A 22,689-nucleotide genomic window follows, 5' to 3' on the forward strand; every position below is an offset into this window, starting at 1 on the left:
CTAAACGATCTTTGTCGTCCAATCCTCAATATTCCAAATATCCGTAACCCAACCTTGATAAAATTCGGGCTCATGACTAACCAGTACAATCGTACCTTTAAAATCACGCAATGCTCGGCTCAGTTCTTCCTTCGCATATATGTCTAAATGGTTGGTCGGTTCGTCTAGCACCAACACATTGTACTTATTCTGCATGAGCTTACATAGGCGAACCTTTGCATTCTCACCACCAGATAATACGCGCATTTGAGACGTAATATGTTCATTAGTAAGGCCACAACGAGCTAATGCTGCACGCACCTCTGCATTGGTCATAGCAGGATATTCATTCCAAATATAGTCTAACGCTGTTTCAGAATTGGATGGCGTATCCTCTTGGGCAAAATAACCTACTTGTAAGAACTCACCTTTTACCAACTCACCACTAACAGGCTTCAATAAACCTAAAATAGTTTTTAACAGCGTAGTTTTACCTAGACCATTGACACCGCGAATAGCAATCTTTTTATTTCTTTCAATTTGAAAGTCTACTGGTCTAGTTAATGGTTCATCATAACCTAATTGCAATCCGAAAGCCTCTACGATAAAGCGACTTGGTGTACGGCCTTCTTTAAAACCAAAGCTAGGTTTAATATACTCTTTTGGTTTTTCTAAGATTTCCATCTTCTCTAAGCGTTTAGCTCGAGAGTTCGCCATACCGCGCGTTGCAACGCGAGCTTTGTTACGTTGAATAAAGTCTTCCATACGCTCAATCTCTTGCTGTTGACGTTCATACGCCTTAGCAGCTTGCGCTTTTTTCACCTCGTAAGCAGCTTGGAACTGATGATAATCACCAGTATAACGCGTAAGCACCGCTTGTTCGATATGGTAAATAACATTAACTACGGAATTTAAAAACTCCATATCATGAGAAATCAAGATAAATGCATTTTCGTAATTTTGCAAATAGTTTTGCAACCATTGAATATGCTCTACATCAAGATAGTTTGTAGGTTCATCCAACAATAGAATAGTCGGTTTCTCTAGTAAAAGCTTTGTGAGCAAAACCTTTGTACGTTGACCACCACTGAGTTCTGTTACATCTCGGTCCAAGCCGATATCCACAAGGCCCAAGCCTGCAGCCGTACGCTCAATAACCGCATCAATTTCATAGAACCCACGTTGCTCAAGAATTTCTTGCCATTCCCCTACCTGTTCAAGTAGCTTATTCATTTCATCTTCGGATACATCACCCATACGATTATACGCATCGTTAATATTTTGCTCCATGACGAACAAATCATCAAAAGCACGTTGTAATACATCACGGATGGTCATACCTTTTTCAAGAACAGCATGTTGATCCAAATACCCAACAGTTACCTGATTGGACCATTCAATTTTCCCCTCATCAGGTGGCAATTTACCTGTAATGATATTAAGAAACGTAGATTTACCTTCACCATTAGCACCAATGAGGCCTACATGTTCACCTTTTAGCAAGCGGAATGATGCATCATCTAAAATTTGTCGCGCTCCAAAACCATGGGTTACATTTGAAACGGTTAACACACTCATATCTATCTCCACCGGAATAAAAGCCGTCTTGTTGAAGACGGCTTATTTCATACTTACTTAAATATTATATCTATTGTACCTTTTTGACCTCTATATGTCAAAACTTAGGTAATCACGTAGCAAGGCATATCGCAAGGCTACAACAGCCATAATTTTAGCTCCTTTAATAGCTTGTGCCAATCCATAGTCAGAACCTGCTGCACAAGTGAATTCTGGCGTATGCGCTTCTAATCCCAAACCAATTTGCAACGTAGGCTGCGCCGTAGGCACTTCATAGGACACATTACCTACATCAGTACTACCATCAGCCTCATCATCAGGCAATATACGAGGTGTTTCACCAAACTCAGTCATCACATCCTTAAAGAGATCTAATAATCTTTTATCTTGACGCATATCCTTAAAGAGTGGCTCATAATGATGCATTTCAACTTGAGTACCATAGGATGCTGCAATCTCTTGAGCAGCCGCTTTGATAGCCGGCAAAATAATACCTTCTAAATCATCCACTGTACTACCACGAACAGTCATGCGAATCGTAGCCTTTGGTGTAACCACATTTGGCGCTGTACCTGCTTCGGTAAAAATGGCCCCCACAATAGCCCCTTTAGGAAAGGTTCTCTTTAACTCTTTTATTTTTTGATATAATTCTACCGCACAATCTAAGGCATTAATTCCTGAATCTGTTAAGGATGCAATATGACAGGAGCGCCCATGGAAGGTAACCTCTAGTGGGTGTGTCGCTAAGGATGTGCCCCCCACCTCATTTTCACCGCCAGGATGAATAATAAGCGCCGCCTCATAGCCCTTAAATAAACCAGCCTCTGCCATATATACCTTACCACCGATAGTTTCCTCTGCAGGGCAACCAAAGAATGTTGTACCCCAATCCTGTGGTGCACTTTGACTGAAAGCAACAGCAGCACCTAAGCTCATCATGGCAATAAGATTATGACCACAACCATGACCGAGCTCAGGTAAGGCATCATATTCTCCTAAGAATGCGATTTTATATTTAGCATTACCTCTATAGTCGGCTCTTAACGCGGTTTGTAACTCACGTATATCGGTGAGCCCTACTTGAGATATAAAATTCTGTTTTTCTAAGAATTGGTGAATTGCCTTTACTGCTTTATGCTCATTCAAGCCCAATTCTGGATTATCGTGTAAATATAAGGAAACAGCACGTAATTCCTGTGCCATACTATCTATGATGGCACAGGCACGAGCCTCTCGTTCTTGTAGTGTCATAACTCCCCTTATTATTATCTAATATCTTTGTTATCTAATATCTTATTCCCTAATATTTTATTACCTAATATCTCGGTAACTACTATTTTTATCTAATATCTATTTATCTGTTTGTCTGTTAACTAAAATCATTCACCTAAAAGCTCTTATCTATTTCGTATAAGGATGAACGATGATGGTATTAGAAATATATCTAAAGCTAATCGTCGCTCCTAGCGGTAAGGTTTGATGTGGTGAACCATGTCCCGTTGGCACATAGCATACAAAAGGATCTGGTAATTCTGGTTTTCTATTTTCCTCCATGTAGCGCAATGCTTCATAACCTAAGTCATAATCACGTTCATCTTCATCTCCTTCACAATCTGTAAAGGTGCCAATCACTAAGCCTTTAATGCGGCTCAACAAACCACTGAGGCGAAATTGTTGTAACATACGATCCAGCTTATAAGGAGCCTCCCCTACATCTTCAATAAATAGTAAGGTATCCTCCCAAGATTCATCCTCTAAAAAATAAGGTGTTCCTGACAGAACGGATAATATCGTCATATTACCACCACGCAAAATCCCTTCTCCTAGCTCGGTACCAATCGCACCTCTAGGAGGTTCTGGCAAAGGTTCTATGACTTTTAATTTACCTTCTAAAACATTAAATAATGCATCAATATCTGCCTTACGCTCTGCTTTAAAATCTACCCCCATAGGCCCATGATACGTAATAAGGCGACTGTATCGATTGATAGCCATATGGAGCGCCGTACAATCACTGTATCCAATAAAAGCCTTACGATACTTACGAATCGCTTTATAATCCAGTCGTTCTAAATAGCGCATCGTTCCATAACCACCCCGTAAAGCGAGCACCGCATCACAAGGAGCTGTAGTCATCATGTATTGAAACTCTGCGGCTTGCTCCTCAGGTGTGCCTCCATATAGCCCCTTTCGGCTTGCACTTTCACCTACAAGCACCTTATAGCCTTTAGCCTTACAAATTTCTTCTATTCTATGTAAATCTACATCGCTAGCACTAGCAGGTGCCATAATACCTATGGTCATTCCCGGTGCCAAACGTTTTGGTTCAATCCAGTCCATATATCCTCAGAAAATACCTGTTAACTTATAATATATTAATATTCCCATGCAACAAAAGACTAATATATTAATATTCCCATACAACAAAAGACGTACATCAGGTGTACGTCTTAAGTGTATCTTATTTGTATGCTTTTTTAAAGTCAACAAGTCCCAATGTGGTCCAGAAATAATTTTGAATTGTTCCATTTGTCACATATGGTTGTGTTGTAAAGTACAACGGCATAACAAGAGATTCATCAAAAATCATCTTTTCTGCTTCATGCATCAACGCATCACGAGCCGCCCCATTTGGAGTTGTACGAATACGTGCAATCAACTCATTATACTCATCACTATGATACTGACCATCGTTATCTTCAGCAGAGAATACCTCTAAAAAGTTTTGTGGATCGCTATAATCGGCAACCCAAGAAGCGCGAGCTACTTGGTACTTGCCAGCTTCACGGTCTGCCAAGAATACCTTTGTCTCTTGATTTTGTAAGCGTACATCTGCGCCAAATGCATTTATCCATGCATCTTGAATCGCTTCTGCAATAGCTTTATGTAATTCACTTGTATTATACAAAATCGTAATTTGCGGCAATGGACGATTCTTGCCATAGCCAGCCTTTTTCAGGATTTCCTTGGCTTGCTCTACATCTTCGTATACGAGATAGCTACCAGCTTCACGGAAGTCTTCACGACCATTGCTTTCAAGCATACCATATGGTACGAACGCATAAGCTGGTTCTTTACCTCCTCTAACAATATTATTAACAATGTTAGCACGGTTGATAACCATAGAAAAGGCTTTACGCACATCTGGATCTGTGAAAGGTTCTGCTTTCACATTGAATACGTAATAGTAGTTACCAAGCATAGGGCCAATATGTAATAGGCCGGCTTCTTCTAGACGTTTTTGATCCGCTACAGGAGGCTCAACCATCATATCAGCTTCGCCACCTTCAACTAAGGTGAGACGCGTACTTTGAGACTCACTAATAGGCCAATTCATTTTCTCTGTTTTTACAGATTCTGCGTCCCAATAATTAGGGTTCTTGATGAAATCCATTTCCCCATTATGCTTCCAAGAAAGTAAACGGTATGGACCATTGGATACTATAGTTTCCGCATTAGCTGCCCAATTTTCATGAGCCTCTACTGCTTTTTTGCTCACTGGATAATAGCCATGAGACGCTAATAATTTCAAGAAATAAGCTGTTGGATTTTCTAAGGTAACTACTAATGTATCCTCATCAGTCGCCTTAACACCAACCTCTTCAGCCGTGGCTTTGCCAGTATTAAAGGCTTCGCCATTTTTCAATACATATAGCATGTATGCATTGTCCGCATGGACTTCAGGGTCTAATACGCGCTTCCAAGCGTATTCAAAATCATAAGCCGTCAAAGGCTCTCCATTAGACCATTTCAAATTAGGTCGTAAGTGGAAGGTATACTCACGACCATCATCGGAGATTTCCCAATTTTTAGCAAGTGCTGCTTCTGGTTCACTTTCATCATTCAAACGAACTAGACCATCGAATAATTGAAGTTGAACCGTAGCCTCCGGAGAGGTAGTAGACTTTGCGGGATCCAATGTGGATGGTTCCTGCTCAATAACATAGCGGATTGTGTGTTCATCGATTGGTTGAACACCACGAGGGTACCCAAATACAAATAAGAGTACGCTTACCCCTAGAGCGAGGACCATGAGTTTTAACAAGTTTCGTTTATCCATCATGGCAATGCTTCCTCTACAAATTCTTTCATGATGCGCCCAACTTGAGCGCCTAACTCTTTACCTCGGTCATTATCGATATCGCTCATTAAAAGAATAAAGCAAAAATGACCTCTAAATGTTTCTATTACACCCCCATCATGCTCTACGCGATCAAGGGATCCTGTTTTATGGTGAAAGCGTATGCCTTCTCCCCAGTAAAATGGTAAGATATCACGGAATTGTTGGCGACCTAAAATATTCCACATTTCTCGGCCATAAGCATCTCTATCACGACATTCAAAAATATGTTTATACAGACGAGCTAGTGACATGGCTGTAATATAATTATCACGCCCTTCAGCCAAGGCGTTAAGGTCCATCATCATGCGATTAAGCTCCATCTCATCCACACCAAGCTTTTCTGCTCGAGCATTGATATTTTCCATTCCAAGCACTGTGATGAGTAGATTTGTCGCAATATTATCACTAAGAACCATCATAAGACGGCACAACTCAAGATAGGTAAAACTGTGTTTACCAACTAACTCTTGTAGAGCACCGCCACCTTCAACGCGTGGAGTTCTAGATAAAGGAACTGTATCATTAATGTCCAATTGCTCAGTACGAGCTAAATGAAAGACATATTCCATGATAAGTACCTTAATTAAACTCGCACTAGAATGTACAGTATTTTCACCTCTAGCTGCGATGAGTGTTGGTTCCTCTTCATCATCGAATTGTAATACTGCATAAGATATATTTCCTGCTGGGGCCAATTCTTTAATGACTGTATCTAGTTGATGTTCCAGGGACTTGCCAACAATTAGTTTTTCCATACTATTCTCCCATTATATGTGCCAGCATGCGATGCGGCGATCAGCCCAGTCTCGAAGTGGCGGACGTTCTGTAAAACAACGACCTTCCGCTTCTGGACATCGACCACTAAACAGACACCCTTTTGGTGGGTCTAGTGGATTTGGTGGATCCCCTTTAAGAGGTGCCCCAATTGGTGCATGTGGCATAACTGGACCATTTAAGGCCGTCAATGCACGGGTATACGGATGCTGAGGGAATTCATATAAATCCAATGCAGGACCTTCTTCCATGACGGCACCTAAATACATAACAACCATGCGATGACTAATGTAGCGCACCATATTTAAATCATGAGAAATAAAGAGGTACGAAATACCATGTTGTTCTTGTAACCGTTCTAGTAATGTCATAATTTGCACTTGGATAGATACATCTAACGCAGAAATCGGCTCATCACAAATGATACATTGAGGCTCCATAATAAGAGCCCGTGCAATGCCGATACGTTGACGTTGCCCACCAGATAGTTCATGAGCATAACGCTCACCAAATGACATATTTAAGCCAACTTGGTCAAGCACCTCTTTTACACGAATCACGCGATCTCGGGGTGTATACTTTGGATTCAATTCTAAAGGCTCCTCTAAAATTGCATTAACCGTAAGCCGCGGATTAAGGGATGCATAAGGATTTTGAAATACCATTTGCATCACCGGGTGAACAGACTCTCTATCCACATAAGGGTTGATATGTCGACCATTCATATAAATAGAACCAGATGTAGCTTGATATAAACCCATCAAAGTGTAACCAAATGTAGATTTACCACATCCAGATTCCCCTACGATACCTAGGGTTTCCCCTGGTGATTGATATAGACTCACGCCTTGTACGGCGTGTACCGTTTGTTTTGGCTTAAATAAGCCGCCTGACAGGGTGAACTCTTTAACGAGATTGTCAGTCTCCCATACGTAACTCATTAAAGTCCCTCCAACTTAGCTAACCAACATGTAAACTGGTGACTTTCACCAACATTTGTAACCATCGGAACCCGACTACCGCAGATTCGCATAGCCCATTTACAACGAGGATTAAATGCGCATCCACGAGGTAAATCAAATAGATCAGGTGGTTGACCTTCAACGGCCTTCAATTCACCGTGCCATTTACCTTGAGGCAATGCAAGCAACAGCCCCAAAGTATATGGGTGACGAGGCTCGCTAAAAATACCATCTACTGTAGCAGACTCAACACATTTACCTGCGTACATAACCATAACCCGATCGCAAATTTGAGCAATAACACGTAGGTTATGAGAGATAAAGATGATACCAATGCCAGCCTCTACGGCTAATGTTTGCATAAGGCGCAAAATTTGTGCCTCTGTAGTAATATCAAGAGCTGTTGTGGGCTCATCACAAATCAAAATCTTAGGACGACCGGCTACCGCCATAGCGATACATACGCGTTGACGCATACCGCCACTCAACTCATGAGGATATTGAGACAAACGTCGTTCCGGTGTAGATAGGCCCATCTTCTTCAACAAATCGATGGCAATGGCCCTTTCATCGTAATCTTCACCATACGCATTTGTACGATGGATAACCTCATACATTTGCTCTCCAATGGTCATGATAGGATTCAAGGAGGTCATAGGATCTTGGAACACCATGGCAACCGTCGTACCACGAAGTTCATTCCAATCATCTTCAGTAAATCCTAAACAATCATGACCATCAATCATGAATGTATCCGCTTTAATTTTAGTTTTACCATATGGCAATAAGCCCATTAAAGAGTTAACTAAAACGGATTTACCACACCCAGATTCCCCGACTATACCTAAAATCTCACCAGGATATAAAGAAATATCTTGATTGCGAATAACTCGCAACGGACCTTGGAAGGTATTGATGGTAATAGATACATTACGTACATCAACAATAGCATTATTCATTATCTATCTCCTTCCTTAGGGTCTAATACATTACGTAAACCGTCGCCAAAAAATGCGAAACCAAGCATGGTAATACTAATAGCAACAGCTGGGAAAATCAATTGGAATGGATAAGAGCGCATGCTACTAATACCTTCAGAAGCTAATACACCCCAGCTCGCCATAGGTGCATTTACACCTAAGCCGATAAAACTAAGGAATGCTTCTGTAAAAATTGCCTCTGGAATAGCCAATGTTAAAGTAATAATGATAGGCCCTACACAGTTTGGCAAAATATGACGCAATAAAATGCGATGCTTCGGAATACCCATGGCTTCTGCAGCGATGATGTATTCTTCGTTTTTAACTTTCAAAATTTGGCTACGTACGATACGGGCCATATTAAGCCAATACGCAATCCCCAACGCTACGAAAATAGATGTAAGACCAGGTCCAAGTACAACCATCAACAAGATAACGTATAGTAAAAGTGGAATGCCGTACAAAACATCTACAATGCCCATCATGATGCGGTCTACTTTACCACCCATATAACCTGCAATACCGCCATAGGCAACGCCGATTACAAGGTTGATGAAAGCTGCCACAAAACCAATGGTTAAGGAAATACGCGCACCATACATAACACGCGTATAAATATCACGGCCCAATGTGTCCGTACCAAACCAATGACTAAAGCTTGGACTTTGGTTCGCATCGATTAAAGATTGATCCGCATATGTATAAGGTGAAATAAGTGGCCCTAAGATAGCGAGTACAATCATCACCAAGATGATGCTCGCCCCGACTACGGCCAAACGATTTACCTTAAATCGCTCCCATTTACTAGGACGCTTTATAAAACTAGTAATCTCTTCTTGAGGGGCCTGTTCAATAGGTAAAAAGTCTTCCTTATTCATCTGTCCCCTCCTCTGTTGTAACTCGTGGATCGATTAATGGATAAATCATATCCACCAAAATATTAAGAAATACCACAAGAGCACTATAGAAAATTGTAATACCAAGAATAACTGTATAATCACGGTTATAAATTGATGTTACAAAATACTGACCTAACCCAGGAATCGCAAAAATCGTTTCAACGATAAAGCTACCTGTTAACAAGCTAGCTGCCAATGGGCCTAAGTATGTAATAACTGGCAAAATCGCATTACCTAGTGCATGACGAGTCAAAATGGTCCAAGAACCTAGACCTTTTGCACGAGCTGTGCGAATGTATTCTTGTTGATACACATCAAGTAAACCACTGCGCGTTAAACGAGCAATAAAGGCCATCGGTTGCGCTGCCAATGTCAACACGGGCAACACCATATAAGATGGGCCACGCCATAAAGCCACAGGGAACCAGCCCAGTTCAAAGCCTACAATGTATACAAGGACAGCACCAATAATAAATGTAGGCACAGATATACCGATTGTAGATAATACAGTCACCGCATAATCCACAATACTATTAGGTCTCATGGCGCTGATAGCACCAGCTGTAATACCGCCAACTACAGCTACCATTAAAGATAATAAACCGAGCTGTGCGGAAATTGGAAATGCATCGCTAATAATATCGTTTACACTACGGCCTTCATACTTAAATGATGGGCCTAAGTCACCTGTAATGACGCCACCTAAATAATCTCCATACTGTTTCCACACGGGATCATCAAGATGATATTTAGCCTCAATGCTCGCTTTCACCTGAGGCGGTAATTTTTTTTCTGTTGTAAAAGGCCCTCCCGGTATTGCATGCATTAGTGCAAATGTTACGGTAATGATGACCCATAAGATTATGATTGCGCCACCTAGACGTCGAAATACATACCTCGTCATTGTCACTTTCCTCCATAAAAAGTCTATTCGTTTTATTATACTACATTATGAAGCTAATTTCATGATTAACATCATTACATTTACAGAAAGCCTTACATAACGTACAATAAAATATATATTTATTTGGAGGTATCTATGACAACAGTACCTAGAGTTTTAACAATTCAAGACATGAGCTCCATCGGACGTTGTGCCCTTACCGTTATGATTCCTATCATCAGTGCTATGCGCTGCCAGGCGGTTCCTTTAGCAACGGCGGTACTAAGCAATCACTTAGAGTATCCACACTATGAATTCGTAGATTTATCTGCTCATATGAGAGACTTTATGAACTGTTGGGATAAAAACGAAATTGACTTTCACGCTATCGTAAGTGGTTTCTTGGCATCGCCAGAACAAATTCACCTCGTCAAAGAAGCTATCAATCGATTTGCCTCTAATGACCAGATGGTTATCGTCGATCCCGCAATGGCCGACGATGGTCGCCTCTATTCCATTTATACTCCTGATATGGTTGTAGCTATGCGCCAACTCGTATCTAAGGCTCACATCGTAAAACCAAACTATACTGAGGCTTGCTTCTTATTAGATATTCCATTCTCGACAGACCCTATTAATGAGGATGAATTGCGCAAACGGTGCAAACAGTTACATCACATGGGGCCTGAAATGGTTATCATGACCAGTGTTCCATCGGAAACGCATGCGGTCATTGCCGTCTATAATGGTCCTACAGACCTTTTAAAAACATACTCTATTCCGCTAGTACCTGTAAAAGCTACAGGCACAGGAGATATTTTTACTGCTGTATTATCAGGTGCAGTAATGAGAGGATATTCACCTTATGATGCGGCAGAACTGGCAATGAATTTTACTACCAACGCAATTCAAGCTACGTTAGATACAGTAAAATCAATGAAACATGGTGTTGCATTTGAGCTCATCTTGCCAGAATTAACTCAACTATAAGCTAAAAATAAAGGGGAACTTATGGATTTACTTTATGTCGTATTACGAACATTGCTCATATGTACCATTGGTTTGCTCATTGCATTCCAAGGACGTCGCATGGGCCTATCGATTTTTAACCTGACGGGACGGTTAAATAGACTACAATTTATCATATGCTTCATCGCTTTAATGATTTTATTTCATATTGTCCACTACATAGATAACATGTTCTTGGACTTTGTCGTATCCCTACCTGCATATTGGTTGACTAGAGTCATTATTTGGCTCTTATTGGCAACCCTCTTTCCTTTATCTTGTGTCTTATTTGGCCGTCGTATTCACGACATCGGCTTCAATGCATGGGCAGGAATCCTCTGGTCGGTAATCATGATTTTCATCAATACCTACTCTGCCGTATCTCCATTCAATTACATGCTAGAGCTTTTTATATGGCTCATCGGCTTCCTATTCTGGGTATTACCGGGACAACCTGAGCCTAACCAATACGGTAATCCTCCATTTATGCCTGTAAATCAGCCAACATATGAGTCCGTACAAACTCCTGTATCAAGCAAAAAACAAGAAAACCGCAAGCCAGCTCGAAAACGTCGTAAAAAACGATAACCAAAATTAATAACTTGTAATCAAAAAAACGTATCTCTCATTGATATGTACCCATTTTATTGGATATCCAGTAAAGGTGGGACATATCACATAGAGATACGTTTTTATATTTTATATTTCTTATGACATTAATTCATTAGTAACATCAACTCAATCAATGTACACCCGATATAGGCAATAATAAACTTAACCTTTTGTTTACGCGCTCTATCATCATCTGCAATTTTAAGACGATTTGCAAGGAATCGTTTATCTCGAATTTGCAACAAGAGGTGTTTAATTCGCTCCTGGCTTTCATTTGCTGTATCCTCATCACAATCAGATGTCAATGTAGCTTGTTGCATGAAGATACGACGATGTAGTTTACGCATTTGGATTTTGATATTGTTATGTACAAACGCACTTTGCCACTGTTTGCGAGAATCAAAATACATATACAGATATCGCGGAATATTCATAACTAAGAAGGAAATGATAAAAATCCCTAAGGAAATCAAAAAGTACGTAGAAAATGAGAATTCCAGTGTTTCCGTCGGCAAGTAATGATGCAAGATAACAAATGTAATCCATACACCAATCGGCAACAAAAGAACAGCCGCAATATCAATCGATCGAAGCCAGCTAGTGCGAGTTGGTACATCCGGTACTGTAAAAGTATCTACAGGATCATGGAACGCATAGTAATCTAACTGCAACACAGATTGACTGGTACGCGGGTTTCCCAACAAAACAGGTCCATTGCTACCAATATGGCGCTCAGGCATAGGTATGAATTTCTTCACTTGCGTATTAGGCAATAAGTCAAACTGAATAATCCCTTTCTTCTCAAAGCGTACAGTAGATCCTTTTTCTCCCAATGCAATAGGGTTAAAGAATATACCAAAGAGACTGAGACACCAGTTCCCCAACAAGTGTAAAATGGAGTTCAAAATAAACCCACCTGTATCTATATTATTTGTATCAAGTCGAATTGCAAAAGATGATGAATAATCATCAAACCATAAATCCTCTAAGGTGAATTCCACATTAATCACATTCCCCCATTTTGTAATAATGGATAGGAATATTTGATTGTTTGGTTCAAATTCAAATGTTATAGCATAAAAGAACCAATGATTGCGAAGAGCGGCACGCAACATGCGATTAACCATATCTTCTTCTATATATAGTAGACGATGGTCAAACAAATCTTGTTCTAAAGGTGCTTTTTCTAGTACGGGCGCCTTATCCACCACCGCATCTCGATCAGATAATGCTTCATCCACCAAAGCTCGTAATTTGGTGAAGATTTTAGTCATAACCCCTCCAAGGGTGAAAAATAGCTTTTAACATAAAAATTATACCATATATTGCATGATTTATCGATAAAAGTATACTACATATACTATTAAATATTAATATAACTAAGGCCCCTTTTTACATAGCAAAAGGGGCCTTATTAATGTAGTTAAACAATAGTCGTATTATAGTTTAATATTCATAATAAGTCTTAAATATAGGTCTTAAATTGCAACATGAAATTAAAATATTATCCAATCTACAATCAAGCATTTGTAATAGATACTTTTATTGATATTTAGTTTTATTGAATACTTGCCATAGATAAATAACAGTATTCATAGAAACGCCCTCGAAGAGCTATCAATTCTTCATACGTTCCATCTTCAACAATTTGACCTCTATCCATAAATATAATTCGATCCATTTGTTCTAAACCTTCCAATTGATGCGTAATATATAGACATGTCTTACCATCTACATAATGCATCAAATCACGATGCAAGGCTTTTCGTGTTACTTGATCTAAACCCTCTAAAGGTTCATCTAATAAAATAATTTTAGGATTGCGTAAGAACAATCTAGCTAATGCAATTCTTTGACGCTCGCCACCACTCAAACCTTGCCCTCCACTCCCTACAATCGTATTCATACCTTCTGGTAATTTTTCAACTACCGATCGCAATGATGCACGGTTAATGGCTTGATCTAAATCCGCCATAGAAGCTTCAGGTCTTGCAAGGCGTATATTATCCTTAAAGGAAGCATTAAAAATATACGTATCTTGAGTTATAGTCCCCAATGCATTACGCCAAGTATCAATTGAAATATCTTTCAACTCCACCGAGCCTATACGAATGGATCCACCATAATCATATAACCTCTCAAGCATATTAAATAATGTCGTCTTGCCAGACCCACTAGCACCAACGATAGCAATGGATTTCCCTTGCTGAATATGTAGTCTGAGATTCTCATAAATATGGCGATATTCATCATAACCAAAGGATACATCTGTAAAAATAATATCATCATTAGGGTTAAATGATTTTGGTGATATAGGTTCTACAATAGATATCGGTTCATTACTGAGAGCCATGAGACGACTTGTAGCAACTTTACTTTCTGCACCATGATGAACAGCAGCAATCATAGGCTGTAACGCTTCAAACCAAGCCTGTGTGCCAATGGCAGCCACCGCTACCATAACACTAGCCCAAGCACCTGTTAACGCATTAGAAGCCATAATAGCTACAATAACTACAGTTAACTGAACGCCGCCCATGAATAGTGTATTACCCATATTCATGCCTCGCTCAATAGTACCTTTTTGAGCATCTACATTGCGCATCATATGCTGAATACGCTTATATACCATTTCTTCATTGCCATAACTAATCACATCTTCCAGACTATCCATAGTATCACTTAAAAGCGCTTTATAATCGCCTTGTTGGGGCCCAATCGTACGTAAAGATTCTTTATTATACGAATAAACAACCAAAGGTACTATTACACCTAATACGAAGGCCGACAAAAGAATAGGTATAATCAAACTATTGTCAATTGTAGAAACTCCATATGCAATCAATATAGTCAAGGCAACGGCTGCTACGGGTGGAATCAAAGTGCGCAAGTAGAAGAATTGTAATACCTCTATATCCCCCATGATGCGTCCCAACATATCACCTGCCCCAAACCGTTTGAGTATGGCAGGTGCTAATGGTTCCAAATGAGCATAAAACCACAAGCGCAAGCCATAGAGTCCTTGGAATGCCATGCGATGAGATGTATAGCGCTCAAAATAACGACATACAGCACGACTAACACCGAAGAATCGAACTCCTACGATTGCAAGACTTAAATAAGTGAGCCCTGGTTGCAATGCGGCAGATGCCAATAGCCAAGAGGATACTGTTAAAAGCCCCACATTCATGAACACTGTTAAGAACGTAAATAGCAAGGCCAATACTAATGACCACTTAGCGGGACTCAATACAGAAAACAACAACTTCCAACCTTGTATGCCCATATTAAAACCTTTTGCATTATCTTTAAGGTTCTCAGTATATTTAACAGATTTATCAAAATACTCTGTGCTATTGATAGGTGTATCTACGACCAATGTATTCTCTGAACCAAATTGTTTTCCAATATACAACGGTTCTTCAAGAGTTGCTGATAATTGCCCTAAGCCAGATGTAACAAGGTCTTTAAAATAACCCGCTTCTTGAAGTAGGTCATGATAAGAACCTTCTTGAATAATTGATCCATTTTTCAAGACATATAGTTTAGATGCCCAATGCATAGTTTGTAATCGATGCCCAATAATGATGACAATCTTATTTTCCATCAAACGCTGAATAGCCGTACTTATAATGGCTTCTGTTTTTACGTCTAGATGTGCTGTCACTTCATCAAGAATCAATACCTGACCCTTCCGGAGGAATGCACGAGCTAAAGCAATACGTTGCCGCTCGCCGCCACTAAGACCTAATCCACCTTCACCAATAACCGTATCAAGCCCATCTTGTTCTCGATTAATAACATCTAATAGCTGAACTTCTTTGCAAGCATCAAGAATCTCTGCATCACTTACATCCATACCAAAGGATAAGACCTCTCGCAAGGACCCTTTCATAATATGTGGATGTTGAGATACATAGATAATTTGCTGACGCCACCAGTTGATATCTAAATCACATATATCAATGCCATCGATAGTAACTGTTCCTTTCGGAGCCTGTAAAAAACCTCCAACAATATGGGCCATAGTAGATTTACCAGCTCCGCTTTCACCAACGAGCATAATAGGTGCATTACGTTCAGCCTGCAGCGTAATGTGGTGTACCCCATTCTCACTATTTTTATAGGTGAAAGTTAAATCTTTAATTGCAATTTCCTGTATAGGCTTATCAAGTTTAGACTCACCACCTACTGGTAAATAAGGTGGACGCTGCATGAATTCTTCATACTTCAGAATAGATGTTTTCCCTGCCATCCCTGTGTGGAAAGCTGCCCCCAATTGTCTAAATGGAGTATAGAACTCCGGCGCTAACAACAAAATAAAGAAGGCTGAAAAGAATGTGACTTCACCATCTAATAAGGTTAGACCTAAATATACCGCAATCAGAGCAGTACTAATTGTACTCACTAATTCAAGTACTAATGCAGATAAAAAGGCTACGCGCAACACGCGTAAAGTGGAATCTTTAAACTCTTGAGATAATCGACCAATAACCTTAATTTGATCCTTTGCACGGCCAAAGAGCTTTAGCGTAGTAATCCCTTGTAGTACATCTAAAAAATGCCCCGATAGGAAGCTCATACGTTCCCATTGTTCCTTATTTAATCGATCAGCTTGCTTCCCAATCAAGATCATAAAAAATGGAATTAAAGGCACCGTAACAATCAAAATAATACCAATTATTGGCAATGTATTTACAATGGCAATCCCCATAATAAGAGGAATCATAATAGCATATAAAATCTGCGGAATGTAACGTGCTATGTAAGCATCTACTTGTTCTAAACCATCGGTAAGCATATGGATGACATCGCCATGACGTTCCTTATGCTGTATACCGAGCTTAAACATATGCGCCAAAGAGCGTTCTCTAAAGGATGCTTTTACAGCACTTCCCAAATGATTTGCTACCGCCTCTTGAACATAATGAGCCACCAATCTCACAATAATAGCAATAAACAAATAAATAATGGTGTTCGTTTCGTCAGCTAGTGTATGCTCCAAAAATATAAGGTTATTTATTAAGGTTCCAAAGAACCAGGCTTGCCCAACAATGGACAGACTTTCTACTAAACAGGTTAAGCCGAGTAGCACAAGCGGTCCTTTATGTTCTAGCAGCGCTTTAAATGCGGTACGCTGTATCATACTATCCTCTACGGTAAATCTATTTAAATATATAAACTCAAACAAATTTAAATCCCTATTACTAAGCCTACAAGAGTCCAAGTGAATCTAAATTTATCAATATTATATTCATCTTACCATAAAAAAGAGGCGTGCCGCTACGGCACGCCTCACATTAAGACCTAATTTTTACAACTTACATAAGTTGTAAAGCTATACTATTAATAGTGTAAATCTTTTTCTGTTACACGATGACGGAATGTCCAATATACCCAAGATTGGTAAACCAAAATAATTGGCACAAATACGAAGGCTACACAAGTCATCAAAGTCAACGTATAAGTAGAGTTAGCTGCATTAGTAATAGTCAAGCTCCACTCAGGATTCAAAGAAGAAACCATGATGCGAGGGAACAAACCTGCAAAGTATGCAGCTGTTACAGAAATAACAGATAAACAACTGAATAAGAAACCCCATTTTGTATTTCGAGTGCGTGCTGCACCCCAAGAAATGAGGAAGGACATGATAGCTAATGCAAAGCAAACTATAGCTAATACAGAATTAAACAAATCTGTATACACGTAAGTTGCACCTACCAATGCCAATGCACCGATAGCTGTAGGAACACCTACTACCAAGGATGCCGCACGAGCGCGCTCAGAAACAGCACCAGCTGTTTTAATAGAAGTAAATAAACCACCATGGTATGTAAATACCAAAATGAACGCAATACCACAAAGTATGGTGTATGGACTTAATAAATCAGAAAAAGTGCCAACATATGTCATACTTGCATCAATTGGAGTACCTTGAATCAAGTTACCTACTGTAACACCCCACAATAGTGCAGGAATCAAGGAACCAAAGAAGATGCAGTAGTCGAATGTTTTACGCCATAACAAATTAGGGCTCTTAGAACGGAATTCAAAGGATACACCACGAATAATAAGAGCTGCAAGCATCAAAAATAGAGCCAAGTAGAATCCACTAAACAATGTAGCATACACGTGAGGGAAGGATGCGAATAATGCCCCTCCGGCAGTAATCATCCAGACTTCATTACCATCCCACACTGGACCTAAGGCATTGATCATTTGTCGACGTTCAACGTCAGTTTTACCAATGAATGGCAACAAAATACCAGTACCATAGTCAAAACCTTCTAATAAGAAGAAGCCAGCGAATAGTACAGTAATTAAGATAAACCATACCACTTCAAGGTTATTAAAAATTAATTCCATAATCTTGCCTCCTCTTTTTCAACTACATCATGAGATGGATTTCCATCTGGACCTTTTTTAATGTGTTCTACAGCAAGGTAGATAGCCGCGATAGCAGCCACGATATACACAAGTGTAAAGCCGATGATTGTAGTCATAATTTCTGGAGCCGTTACGGATTTAGACGCACCATCTGCAGTCAATTGCAAACCATATACAAGCCATGGTTGACGACCTGCTTCCGCTACAAACCAACCAGTGGAGTGAGCGATGAATGGCAATGGCAACATCCAGAACATAATTTTTAAGAATGTACGATTTTCAACAAGCTTGTCTTTTGCATTTAGGATAAGACCTACAAAGGCAACAAGTAACATAAGAGAACCGGATGCTACCATGACACGGAATGTCCAGAAGATTGCTGGAACATCTGGAATATAGTTGCCAGGGCCATATTGAGCCTCCGCTTTTGCTTGAAGGTCTTTGATACCTTCTACCTTACCAGACGTAAAGGAGTTTTGAGTCAAGAAGGATAAACCACCAGGAATTTCAAGAGCACCTGTATTCTTTTGTGCTTTAGTATCAATATTAGCTACCAAAGAGAATGGCGCTGGATCTTGTGTTTCCCACAACGCTTCCATAGCAGCCATTTTCATAGGTTGTACTTTTGTGATGTATTGACCTTGATGATGACCAGCTAATGCACCTAAAGTACCAAATACAAGTGCGATAACCATGCCCCATTTAGCGGAGCGGCGGTAGAACTCTGTCGCATTATTACGCAATAAGTGCCATGCACTGATTGCCATAATAATTACACCAGCTGTTAATAAACCATTCAATACGATATGGAAAAATTGTCCAGGTACATAGCCATTTTGAACGATGGTCAGGAAATTTTCCATCTCTGCACGGCCATTGCGTAATACAAAGCCTACAGGATGTTGCATAAAGGAGTTTGCTACGAGAATCCAGAACGCAGATAAGTTAGTACCTAACGCTACAAATGTAGCTACAAGGGCGTGAACACATTTATGTAAGCGGTCCCAACCGAAAATCCAAACGCCCATGAATGTAGATTCCAAGAAAAATGCCATTAATGCTTCAAGGGCCAATGGGGCACCAAAAATGTCACCCATAAAACGAGAATATTCTGCCCAGTTCATACCGAAATGGAATTCCTGAACAATACCAGTCACCACACCCATGGCAAAGTTAATTAGGAACAATTTCCCCCAGAACTTAGCCATTTTTTTGTATACTTCTTTACCAGTCGACACATAGGTCCACTCTAAAGCAGCAACAGTCACTGTCATACCTAGTGTGAACGGCACAAATAACCAGTGATAGATAGATGTTAGCGCGAATTGCAATCGGGCTAAATCTACAGCTTCAAACATGTGTTTTCCTCCTTAGAATAAAATACTAACATCACTTGACGAGCTTTTACAAAAAACCTTGCATCATTGCGACTGTAAAAAAGCTCAAGCCTCAGCAATAATCAACTGTTCTCGTTGGGCAAGGGTCTTAAAATTAACTGCTTCCAACTGATTAATCAATTGATGCTGAATCACGCCCATTGCTTCATTTATAGCGCAATGCCCCTTACAAGACTTAGAGCAAGAACCTACATCATATAAACAACGTTGTAAATACGCATCCCCTTCTACTGCTCTAATTACATCAAGCAACGAGATCTCTTGAGGGCTTCGATTCAGAGCAAACCCGCCATCTACCCCTCGGAAAGATTTCATAATTCCTGCTGCAATGAGACTACGCATAATCTTGAGCAAAAAGCGTTCTGGAATCAACTCTTGCTCAGCCAATACAGCACCAGTTACCTTCGAGCCCGAAGGTAGTAGCGCCATATGTAAGACCATGCGAAATGCATAATCCGTGGCCTGATTTAACTTCATAAAGTCTCCTTTCTCATGCACTCGGACAAACGTATTACTAAATCTAGTATAAATGAAATAAAACAATACTGCAATGGTATTGTTTTAAACAGAATAAATTAATTCACTTACTTCTCATGCTCATATTTTATGAATCAATTACCTACTTTTATATCCATCAAATATTGATTGTCATCATATATAAAAAGACTGCTCTCAAAAGAACAGTCTCAATATATGTATTATTTTGTAATTTCTCGCACCAAATGGCCCATTTCAGGAATGATTAGTTTGCTCATCGCCAAGGTGACGGCCCCAACAGACCCAGGAACGGAGAACATTAAAGTATTGTTATTAACACCAGCTTCTGCACGAGATGCCATTGCTTTTGTTCCAATATCCTCCGTATAGGATAAATATCTAAAGATTTCACCAAAACCTGGGATATGCTTTTCATATAAGCTATTTACCGCCTCGATGGTAACATCTCTCATAGCAATACCAGTTCCCCCAGTAGATATAATGACATCAATAGACTCATCATTACACCATGGAGTCATAGCATTTATTATAGCCTCACAATCATCAATTACAATTTTGCGATCTGCTACAATATGATTTGCTGCTTCCAAAAATTCTTGAACCTTGTTGCCTCCTTTATCAGTTTCTAATGTACGAGTATCAGATACAGTTAATACTGCAACACGTAATGGTCTTGCTACAACTTCGTAAGACATAGTTCCTCCTAAAATAAAGGCACAATAGACGCCAATATCGGCCATCCATTATCGCGTAATGTATCACGCAATGCCCATGTATACTTAATAAGCGGTGCACAATGTAGGCGCAACCAGAAAGATAAATACGGTGTATCTCCTTGGAATACAGCTAGTCGATTTAGAGCATATAAATTATCCCCTGGCTTTACTGTTCCTGGTTGAACTGTGAAAGCCATTTTATACCCAGACTGTTTAGTAACATATTGAACGAGCATATCATTAAAACCACCAGGATACGCCAAATAATTGATAGGTTCTCCTAAAATACCTTCCATAGATGTTTTACCACCGAGAATGGCATCAGGCAATTCTGTAGGATCTATATGAGTTAGTATCTTATGATGATTTGTATGCCCTTGAATATCAAATCCTGCCGTCTCCATTTGACGCATTTGTGCTGTATTTACAAAACCATGCGTATTGGCTGCGTCACTAATCATGAACAAAGTAGCTTTCATATTATATGCTTTTAATATAGGCAATGCATGTTCATAATTATCTACATAACCATCGTCAAATGTTATTACGATTGGCTTCTCTGGTAACTCCGTACCATTTTGCAAATACTCATACAATTGATCCAATGTTATCGTATGATATCCATGATTATGGAGGTATTCCATCTGCTCCTTAAACTGATCCACATGCAATGTTAACGCGGAGTGTTTCTCATCATTTATTTGATGATAATTAAGTACCGGTACACCATATAACTTATAATTTGAAGACAGTCCCCACATAGCCCCAATAGAAACCGCTAAAATTGCAATACATATTGCAATACAATATAACAACTTTTTAATACAGCTCTTGCCATATTTATACATATAAAATAATCACTCCCATCGACTTACATACATAATGAGAATACCACATATAAGTGGCTATTATCAAGAAAATCCCTCATAAGATTAATATAAAAACGGTTGATGCAATGAATCTGTCGTCGCTTAATTCTTATTACCTTTAACTTTCCCTACTTGCTTCCTCACTGTGGATTTCCCTTCATCGCTTAGCAGTTTGGTAAATCTTACGTTCGGAAGAAGGTGGTGTGTGAGCCCCATACGTCGTTTAATCCTAATTACTTTTCGCTTGCCCTACTTGCTTCCTCACTGTGGATTTCCCTTCTCTGCTTCGCAGTTTGGTAAATCTTACGTTCGGAAGAAAGTGATGTGTGGGCCCCATACTTCGTTTAATCCTAATTACTTTTCCCTTGCCCTACTTGCTTCCTCACTGTGGATTTTCCTTCACTGCTTCGCAGTTCGGTAAATCTTACGTTCGGAAGAAAGTGATGCAGTGAATCTGTCGTCGTTTCACTCCTCCATCTTCTACTGCCCTACTTTTCCCACGCCGTCTCTATTGATCAATACACATAGACAATACTTCTACAACCTTGGCTGAAAACGGCTCTAGAAGGAATTAGAATGTGCTCATTAGAGCACAAAAATAGAGGGCCAACCCTTTATAGGGTTGACCCTCTATTTCGTTAATCAGCGAGTTCTTATGTACGGTTCTTTGCTCCAGGATACGGGGTGTTCGTCGCTGTGGAAGGACCTATGTAGCTGCGCTACATATCCATCTTACGCTCCGAACTAAGCGATGCAGTGAATCTGTCGTCGTTTAATTCTTATTACCTTTAACTTGCCCTACTTGCTTCCTTACTGTGGATTTCCCTTCACTGCTTCGCAGTTCGGTAAATCTTACATTCGGAAGAAAGTGATGCAGTGAATCTGTCGTCGCGTTGCTCCTCCATCTTCTACTGCCCTACTTTTACTGCCCTGCTTACCAGGTCCCCTGGGAGGATAGGAAGCCATACAAAAAAAAGACACACCCTCAGGTGTGCCTTTAAGCAATCAGCGGCTTCCTATCCTC

At 39.9% G+C, this 22,689-nt stretch carries 18 protein-coding genes; 2 read left to right on the top strand and 16 right to left on the bottom strand.

Going from position 1 to position 22,689, the window contains the following annotated elements:
* From ACLRYO_RS08690 to ACLRYO_RS08730, 9 genes are all read right to left on the bottom strand, one after another.
* Positions 1-1,557, bottom strand: a complete 1,557-nt coding sequence (locus tag ACLRYO_RS08690; RefSeq protein ID WP_042977186.1) for an ABC-F family ATP-binding cassette domain-containing protein — start codon at positions 1,555-1,557, stop codon at positions 1-3.
* 90 nt (positions 1,558-1,647) lie between these two features.
* Positions 1,648-2,808: an amidohydrolase gene (locus ACLRYO_RS08695; protein ID WP_287507806.1), complete on the bottom strand. Its 1,161-nt coding sequence runs from the start codon at positions 2,806-2,808 to the stop codon at positions 1,648-1,650.
* 150 nt (positions 2,809-2,958) lie between these two features.
* Positions 2,959-3,897 carry a S66 peptidase family protein gene (locus tag ACLRYO_RS08700; protein ID WP_278457773.1) on the bottom strand — a complete coding sequence of 313 codons (939 nt, stop codon included), beginning with the start codon at positions 3,895-3,897 and terminating at the stop codon, positions 2,959-2,961.
* Positions 3,898-4,018: 121 nt separating this feature from the next.
* Positions 4,019-5,620 carry a peptide ABC transporter substrate-binding protein gene (locus ACLRYO_RS08705; protein WP_413084816.1) on the bottom strand — a complete coding sequence of 534 codons (1,602 nt, stop codon included), beginning with the start codon at positions 5,618-5,620 and terminating at the stop codon, positions 4,019-4,021.
* Positions 5,617-6,435 (bottom strand): serine hydrolase, encoded by an 819-nt coding sequence (locus ACLRYO_RS08710; protein ID WP_287507810.1) that lies wholly within the window; start codon positions 6,433-6,435, stop codon positions 5,617-5,619. The genes ACLRYO_RS08705 and ACLRYO_RS08710 overlap by 4 nt, the downstream gene beginning before the upstream one ends.
* A 12-nt stretch (positions 6,436-6,447) precedes the next feature.
* Positions 6,448-7,395, bottom strand: a complete 948-nt coding sequence (locus ACLRYO_RS08715) for an ABC transporter ATP-binding protein (protein WP_024060953.1) — start codon at positions 7,393-7,395, stop codon at positions 6,448-6,450.
* Entirely contained in the window at positions 7,395-8,375 is a 981-nt protein-coding gene (locus tag ACLRYO_RS08720) for an ABC transporter ATP-binding protein (protein ID WP_058948494.1), read from the bottom strand. Before ACLRYO_RS08720 ends, ACLRYO_RS08715 begins: the two co-directional genes overlap by 1 nt.
* Positions 8,375-9,274: an ABC transporter permease gene (locus ACLRYO_RS08725; protein WP_316059743.1), complete on the bottom strand. Its 900-nt coding sequence runs from the start codon at positions 9,272-9,274 to the stop codon at positions 8,375-8,377. Before ACLRYO_RS08725 ends, ACLRYO_RS08720 begins: the two co-directional genes overlap by 1 nt.
* A complete protein-coding gene (locus ACLRYO_RS08730; protein ID WP_024061140.1) occupies positions 9,267-10,199 on the bottom strand; it encodes an ABC transporter permease in 933 nt (310 codons plus the stop codon). The genes ACLRYO_RS08725 and ACLRYO_RS08730 overlap by 8 nt, the downstream gene beginning before the upstream one ends.
* A gap of 135 nt (positions 10,200-10,334) precedes the next feature.
* Here ACLRYO_RS08730 and ACLRYO_RS08735 point away from each other — a divergent pair, with 135 nt between their 5' ends.
* Together ACLRYO_RS08735 and ACLRYO_RS08740 are read left to right on the top strand one after the other, a co-directional pair.
* Entirely contained in the window at positions 10,335-11,168 is an 834-nt protein-coding gene (locus ACLRYO_RS08735) for a pyridoxamine kinase (RefSeq protein WP_316059744.1), read from the top strand.
* A 21-nt stretch (positions 11,169-11,189) separates the two neighbouring features.
* Positions 11,190-11,774, top strand: a complete 585-nt coding sequence (locus ACLRYO_RS08740) for a DUF805 domain-containing protein (protein WP_298711215.1) — start codon at positions 11,190-11,192, stop codon at positions 11,772-11,774.
* 128 nt (positions 11,775-11,902) lie between these two features.
* Here the strand turns inward: ACLRYO_RS08740 and ACLRYO_RS08745 are convergent, their stop codons facing one another.
* The 7 genes from ACLRYO_RS08745 to ACLRYO_RS08775 all read right to left on the bottom strand — a co-directional run bounded on the left by ACLRYO_RS08745 (position 11,903) and on the right by ACLRYO_RS08775 (position 21,644).
* Positions 11,903-13,072: a hypothetical protein gene (locus ACLRYO_RS08745; RefSeq protein WP_004698486.1), complete on the bottom strand. Its 1,170-nt coding sequence runs from the start codon at positions 13,070-13,072 to the stop codon at positions 11,903-11,905.
* A 284-nt stretch (positions 13,073-13,356) separates the two neighbouring features.
* Entirely contained in the window at positions 13,357-16,944 is a 3,588-nt protein-coding gene (gene cydD, locus ACLRYO_RS08750; protein ID WP_413084817.1) for a thiol reductant ABC exporter subunit CydD, read from the bottom strand.
* Positions 16,945-17,144: 200 nt separating this feature from the next.
* Positions 17,145-18,164: a cytochrome d ubiquinol oxidase subunit II gene (gene cydB, locus ACLRYO_RS08755; protein WP_008603507.1), complete on the bottom strand. Its 1,020-nt coding sequence runs from the start codon at positions 18,162-18,164 to the stop codon at positions 17,145-17,147.
* Positions 18,155-19,543 (bottom strand): cytochrome ubiquinol oxidase subunit I, encoded by a 1,389-nt coding sequence (locus ACLRYO_RS08760; protein WP_004695363.1) that lies wholly within the window; start codon positions 19,541-19,543, stop codon positions 18,155-18,157. Before ACLRYO_RS08760 ends, cydB begins: the two co-directional genes overlap by 10 nt.
* 84 nt (positions 19,544-19,627) lie before the next feature.
* Entirely contained in the window at positions 19,628-20,059 is a 432-nt protein-coding gene (locus ACLRYO_RS08765; RefSeq protein ID WP_195213611.1) for an RrF2 family transcriptional regulator, read from the bottom strand.
* Between the two features lie 221 nt (positions 20,060-20,280).
* Positions 20,281-20,775 (bottom strand): molybdenum cofactor biosynthesis protein B, encoded by a 495-nt coding sequence (locus ACLRYO_RS08770; RefSeq protein ID WP_155086521.1) that lies wholly within the window; start codon positions 20,773-20,775, stop codon positions 20,281-20,283.
* Between the two features lie 8 nt (positions 20,776-20,783).
* Positions 20,784-21,644 (bottom strand): polysaccharide deacetylase family protein, encoded by an 861-nt coding sequence (locus tag ACLRYO_RS08775; protein ID WP_278472552.1) that lies wholly within the window; start codon positions 21,642-21,644, stop codon positions 20,784-20,786.
* Between the last annotated feature and the right edge of the window lie 1,045 nt (positions 21,645-22,689).

This window comes from Veillonella parvula (assembly GCF_047241225.1).
Lineage (GTDB): Bacteria > Bacillota > Negativicutes > Veillonellales > Veillonellaceae > Veillonella > Veillonella parvula_O.

Bases quoted from the DNA above. Each gene is read 5' to 3' on its own strand.
- ACLRYO_RS08770 (WP_155086521.1), bottom strand. From the start codon at position 20,775: ATGTCTTACGAAGTTGTAGCAAGACCATTACGTGTTGCAGTATTAACT.
- ACLRYO_RS08690 (WP_042977186.1), bottom strand. From the start codon at position 1,557: ATGAGTGTGTTAACCGTTTCAAATGTAACCCATGGTTTTGGAGCGCGA.
- ACLRYO_RS08730 (WP_024061140.1), bottom strand. From the start codon at position 10,199: ATGACGAGGTATGTATTTCGACGTCTAGGTGGCGCAATCATAATCTTA.
- ACLRYO_RS08720 (WP_058948494.1), bottom strand. From the start codon at position 8,375: ATGAATAATGCTATTGTTGATGTACGTAATGTATCTATTACCATCAAT.
- ACLRYO_RS08745 (WP_004698486.1), bottom strand. From the start codon at position 13,072: ATGACTAAAATCTTCACCAAATTACGAGCTTTGGTGGATGAAGCATTA.
- ACLRYO_RS08695 (WP_287507806.1), bottom strand. From the start codon at position 2,808: ATGACACTACAAGAACGAGAGGCTCGTGCCTGTGCCATCATAGATAGT.
- cydD (WP_413084817.1), bottom strand. From the start codon at position 16,944: ATGATACAGCGTACCGCATTTAAAGCGCTGCTAGAACATAAAGGACCG.
- ACLRYO_RS08760 (WP_004695363.1), bottom strand. From the start codon at position 19,543: ATGTTTGAAGCTGTAGATTTAGCCCGATTGCAATTCGCGCTAACATCT.
- cydB (WP_008603507.1), bottom strand. From the start codon at position 18,164: ATGGAATTAATTTTTAATAACCTTGAAGTGGTATGGTTTATCTTAATT.
- ACLRYO_RS08700 (WP_278457773.1), bottom strand. From the start codon at position 3,897: ATGGACTGGATTGAACCAAAACGTTTGGCACCGGGAATGACCATAGGT.
- ACLRYO_RS08735 (WP_316059744.1), top strand. From the start codon at position 10,335: ATGACAACAGTACCTAGAGTTTTAACAATTCAAGACATGAGCTCCATC.
- ACLRYO_RS08725 (WP_316059743.1), bottom strand. From the start codon at position 9,274: ATGAATAAGGAAGACTTTTTACCTATTGAACAGGCCCCTCAAGAAGAG.
- ACLRYO_RS08765 (WP_195213611.1), bottom strand. From the start codon at position 20,059: ATGAAGTTAAATCAGGCCACGGATTATGCATTTCGCATGGTCTTACAT.
- ACLRYO_RS08710 (WP_287507810.1), bottom strand. From the start codon at position 6,435: ATGGAAAAACTAATTGTTGGCAAGTCCCTGGAACATCAACTAGATACA.
- ACLRYO_RS08705 (WP_413084816.1), bottom strand. From the start codon at position 5,620: ATGATGGATAAACGAAACTTGTTAAAACTCATGGTCCTCGCTCTAGGG.
- ACLRYO_RS08715 (WP_024060953.1), bottom strand. From the start codon at position 7,395: ATGAGTTACGTATGGGAGACTGACAATCTCGTTAAAGAGTTCACCCTG.
- ACLRYO_RS08775 (WP_278472552.1), bottom strand. From the start codon at position 21,644: ATGTATAAATATGGCAAGAGCTGTATTAAAAAGTTGTTATATTGTATT.
- ACLRYO_RS08740 (WP_298711215.1), top strand. From the start codon at position 11,190: ATGGATTTACTTTATGTCGTATTACGAACATTGCTCATATGTACCATT.